The 5,137-nt window shown below is 33.8% G+C and carries 5 protein-coding genes; all 5 read right to left on the reverse strand.

Annotation, left to right across the window (positions count from 1 at the left end; all coding sequences use genetic code 11):
* Positions 1–58: 58 nt before the first annotated feature.
* Positions 59–943, reverse strand: coding sequence for a diacylglycerol kinase family protein (locus tag RG571_RS11655; protein ID WP_002376233.1), 885 nt, complete (start codon positions 941–943; stop codon positions 59–61).
* 94 nt (positions 944–1,037) lie between these two features.
* Complete coding sequence (locus RG571_RS11660) at positions 1,038–1,475, reverse strand: hypothetical protein (protein WP_258430686.1); 438 nt, start codon at positions 1,473–1,475, stop codon at positions 1,038–1,040.
* A gap of 216 nt (positions 1,476–1,691) precedes the next feature.
* On the reverse strand, positions 1,692–2,603 hold the full coding sequence (locus RG571_RS11665) for a peptidylprolyl isomerase (RefSeq protein WP_002376240.1): 912 nt from the start codon (positions 2,601–2,603) through the stop codon (positions 1,692–1,694).
* A 375-nt stretch (positions 2,604–2,978) separates the two neighbouring features.
* Positions 2,979–3,617, reverse strand: a complete 639-nt coding sequence (locus tag RG571_RS11670) for an ABC transporter ATP-binding protein (protein ID WP_010726080.1) — start codon at positions 3,615–3,617, stop codon at positions 2,979–2,981.
* A gap of 3 nt (positions 3,618–3,620) precedes the next feature.
* A partial coding sequence (locus RG571_RS11675; protein ID WP_308947812.1) for a DUF1430 domain-containing protein occupies positions 3,621–5,137 on the reverse strand: 1,517 nt, incomplete at its 5' end.

The following is a 5,137-nucleotide window of genomic DNA, read 5'->3' on the forward strand; positions in this document are numbered from 1 at the left end:
GTCCCTTATTCCGAACAACCGATGTTCTCCTGACAACTCTTCGGTCACAACCTCCATTTTAACAATAAACCTGTAAATGTGAGGGTAACACTTTGATTGTCACAGGTAATTTATCCCCTTCATCTCCATCAACATTCGTCGTCAATTCTTCCTCATCAGCTAATGACACAACTAATTGCTCACAAGTAAGATAGGCTAGATTTTTCGTAGATTCATCTACTCCTTTTAATAGGTCTGGCAATGTTTTAAGCGTATCGATCAAAGAAGAATCTTTTAAATAAACCAAATGGAGCTTACCATCATCCACTTTTGCATTTGGAAGTAATGTTTCAAAACCGCCGACTGAGTTAGTTAGTCCTATCAGCAAGATACTGCTCTCAATTTCTTCCTTCTTTCCATCAACTTCTAAGTGAAACGAGTAGGATTGTGTGGAAGCTAACTGTTTGATTCCTGACATGAAATAAGCTAGTTTTCCGAATTTCGTCTTCTTCTCCGCATCTACATCATTGATTGCTTCAGGGATAGAGCCAATTGCGACGACATTCATAAAATAGTCGTCATTTATTTTTCCAATATCCAATGGCTTGACTGATTCAATCGAAAAATGATTGATCGCTTCCCCAGATTCTAGCGGTATCCCTAATGCTCGAGCCAAGTCATTCACCGTACCCAATGGGAAAAATCCGAAATTTGGCCGATGTTCTTGTTCAGCGATTCCACTGATTCCTTCGTTGACTGTTCCATCTCCGCCCATGACAAACACACTATGATACCCTTCCGTAGCCGCTTCGCGAGTAAAGTTTTTTGCATCCCCTGCTTTTTTTGTATACAAGACGACCACTTCATCAAACACCGATTCCAATTTTGCTATCGCTAATTGCTCAAATTCCTTTGCTTGTTCACCGCCTGAACTGGGGTTTACCACTAATAAAACTTTTTTCATCACTTTCTTTCCCTTCTGATTGATTTCTTTAATATAACGATAGCATAAAGAAAAAAATTAGGCTGTGATGAAGTACTGTTCATGAAACATTCATTTATTTTTTGACAAGATAAAACACCCATACTATGAAACTGAGGAAAATTAAAACAATGATATAGGAAATAAAAGAAAATGATAGGCATTGTATACCTAATAAAGTAAAAATCTTAGGTGGCAGATAAAAACACAAAAATAGCAAGAGAATGTAATAGCGTTTCTTCCACTTTTTGTTATCAGACCTTATAGCGATCAGAGGAATACCAAATGCATAACTGAAAAACTCTTGATGTACTGTTAATATGTCATGACCTTGAATAATAAATGCGACAATCTCCGCTATAATTAGTGTGCCTAACACCAAAACGGAAAATTGATGAATATATTTTATATACAAATGATCCATTGTACTTCCTGCCTTTTTATTTGTGAGAAAAACAAATCCGTATACGTGAATAACTTCTAGAAATAAAAGAAATTTGCAAAACCACTCCATTTATCTACTTCTACGTGCATTTTTTGATATTGTTTTCTTTATTTAAGATTATACAGAAAAATATCTAGGGTCGCTGGATTCTAAGTAAAAAAAATTTTTAAAATAAAAAGAACTAAATCAAGTAGTAATTAAACTACTGTTGATTTAGTTCTAATAAAAAGATTTAGATGAACAGTTTTATTGATTTAAATAGTTCATATTTTTTATTTATTCCGCTTATTTACTACTTGCTGTACTAGAATCTGAAGTGAATGTACTCAAAACATTTTCAAAGTCTTTGTCTTTGATTTTTACATTAGCGTCTTTCAATACTTCGCCAATTACTTTATTCTGGAAGGTACTGTCACTTAATTTTGTGTCTGTTGCAATTTCTTTCAATTCTTTTTTGTATTTATCCATGTCGTTGCCTTTGTTTTGGTTTTTCACCATTTTAACCACATAATATTCCGTAGTATAAGTTGAAGCATTGGTAGAAGTGATCACATCAGAAACTTGACCATCTTTCAACTTAAAGGCTGCTTCTTTGACTTCTGCCGGAACCGTTGTAGTAGTGGAATCAAATTTCACTTTTCCGCCATCTTCTTTTGTCGTAGTATCAGTTGACTTGTCTTTGGCTAATTTAGAGAAATCGTCTCCCTTATCAGCAGCTTTCTTCACATCTTTTGCATCATCTTCACTTGCTACTTGGATAATTTGAGCTTCCACTTCTGGATGGAAAGATTCCCAAGCCGTTTTTAAATCTTCATCGGTCAATTTGATATGTTTCTTTAGACCTTCTTGAAAGGCTAGACTTTGTTTGATACTGTCTTTGAATGTTTGTTCTGTGTAACCTGCAGATTTCAATTGTGAATCAAATGAATCACCCAATTGTTTCTTTGTTTGATCATATTGGGAATCGATTTCTTTGGTTGATACGTCATCTCCATATTTATTTTCAAATACTTGATAAACGATCAACTGTTGCACAGCGGAATCTGCTCCTTGCATTTTTTTCAAGCTATCCATTACTTCTTGTTCGCTGATTGTACCGCCTTTATAACTAACGGCTGTTTTTTCACCGGCATTCGTACAGCCTGACAATAAGCCAGTGCCTAGTACGATGGCAAGTGCTAAAAATCTTTTTTTCATTTATCAATTCTCCTACTTTTCGTTTTTTGCGAATTGCTAAAAACAAAGGTGTTCAAGATGAAAATCATCAAGAACACCTTTACTAATCTGCTCGATACGTCCTGAATAGATATAAGGCTACACAATCCAGAAAGTTCGCTCAGCAGAATAAATGTCAAGTAGCACATCACACCTTAATATACTACTTCTTTTGTTACCGTTTTTCAAGTCTATCTTGCGTTCCGTATTTAACGTAACTAATTCTTAGAACAAATGTTATCGATTTTGTTTTTCTTCTTCCGCTGCTGTGATATTCAAATCAGACACTTTTATGTTCGATTTTCCAGACATTTTTTTGTTGTTTTTATTGAAAAAAATTGATTTTTCATTTGTTTTCTAAAGCATGATCTTCTTGTTTCCTATTTTGGTCAGATATGGATCATGCGTGACCACGATAACTAACGTACCTTGGGAAGCCTGTTGCGATAAAATTTCAACTACTTTATCCTTATTTCTTTTATCCAATGACCCAGTCGGTTCATCGGCTAAAATGATTTTGCTATTCTTCAATAAGACTCTCGCACAGGCGATTCTTTGCTTCTCACCACCAGATAATGTATAAACAGGCGTACTTAGCTTCTTGTCTATATTTACTTTTTTCAATGCTTCATACTTTACTATTCGTTTATCCGAAGCATTTAAATTCGAAAACTTCAAGCCAATGTCTAAATTAAAATTGATCGTTTCATATTCAATCAATCCGAAGTCTTGAAAAAGAAAAGAGAGGGCATTTCTTTTTATCAAGCGCTTCTCTCTTCCAGTTAAATGTTTTGTTTCTTGATTAAATAAATAAAATTGCCCTGAACTGAATTGATCATTCAATCCTAATATATTCAATAAAGTACTTTTCCCTGCTCCGCTCTCTCCAACTACAGTCACAAAATCCCCAGCATCCGCAGTAAAATGGTCCAAATGAAGAATGGTTTTGTTTCGAATGATTTTTTTTGCACTTTTTATCGCTATCAACGGTTCCAACTGTTAACCTCCATTCATCAACAATAACTGACTTTTCTTTTCTGTAGACAAAATAAAAATAACTGAAAGAATAAAATCAATGAAACTAAAGAAAAAAATATTAAAAAGATACTCAGGCTCTCTTTCTATAGGGAAAAGGAAGATTACACTTGTCATTCCCCATTTGATGAGGTTCATTATGAAGAAATCTTTATATGTTTCGAAGAGCGAATAACCACTTAAACGAAAGATAGAGATTTTCCGGCAATTGTAGACAAAATATATGCGTAACATGACGTAGCTCAATAAGAAAAAAGAAAAGAAAGTGAGGAAACATACCTGTATCAAATAATGAAATGACCTGCTTAATACCTTGACAGCTGCCTCTTCTGTTTGAGTATACGGAAATGATAACTGCAAGTTATCACGTAACTGGCTTTCCTCAATCAATTCAAATAGCATTTCTTTCGACAAAGAGCCTATCTTGATCTTTAACGGCGGATAGATTTCTCCACTGAGAATATTCCTTTCCCAATAAGTACTGTTTTTCAATGTCAGTACTTCCACAAGCGGGTAATGTTCAATCCATGAGATAGAAGGAATAAATGTATAAATGGGTTGATTGTTTTTTATAAATAGAAATTTTGGTTCTTTTTCACTGATTTCTTGATAATATTCCGTTATTTTTTCTAGATTATTTTTTAAACCTGTATGTCTATATCGTTCAGGAATCAATATAACAGGGTGCGCTTCTTCTTCGGTTACTTGGATCAAGTTTCCATGGTCATCAGCCAAAGGAAATTTCTTAAGATAATTCGGATTTATTTTTATCCCTCTGCCGAACTGTTCGTTTTCTTCATTCAAGTAATCTGATACATTGACTAATATACTTCCGTTTTTATTCAAAGTTTCATATAATTCCTGATCTGCTGCTGATGCAAAACGATTGGAATAAATAAAATCCACATGGTTTTTCCCGATGGTTACTGGATAAAACACATGATAGTCTTCACCAGCAATTTCTTTTGGCGGTTCATGGGAAACAGCTAACTGTGAAGAAGAAAAAACGATAGTTGCTAATTCGACATTGGCAACGGTCAAAATAAGAGAAAATAACAACCAAAATGTAAAAAGAATGTATTGGATATAGTTGAACGCTTCTCTTAATGAAACGATTTTTTCAACTAATAGAAGAGAAATCAGAGAGATACCATATATTCCGCTGAACAAGAAAACGTACATCTGGAACAAATAAAGAAATTGCTCCTTATAATACATAAAAATAAAACCACCAATGATTCCTGCAATTATGAATGTAATAATGATTTTCTTTTTCCCCAATAAACACCACAATACTTGATGTAATGAAAAGCCATTATTCAACAATAAACTGATTTCTTTATTCATCAATAAGAAAAAGGATGATAACAAAAGGAATAAAAGAATCAATCCAATAGTTAAATACACTCGATAATTATATACGTCTGTACTTGAAATAACCGAATACGAATAGCTATTTTCAAAGTCTTCAAAAATATTAG

Origin of the sequence: Enterococcus sp. FR204 (assembly GCF_031143325.1) — a bacterium.
Classification (GTDB): domain Bacteria; phylum Bacillota; class Bacilli; order Lactobacillales; family Enterococcaceae; genus Enterococcus_B; species Enterococcus_B faecium.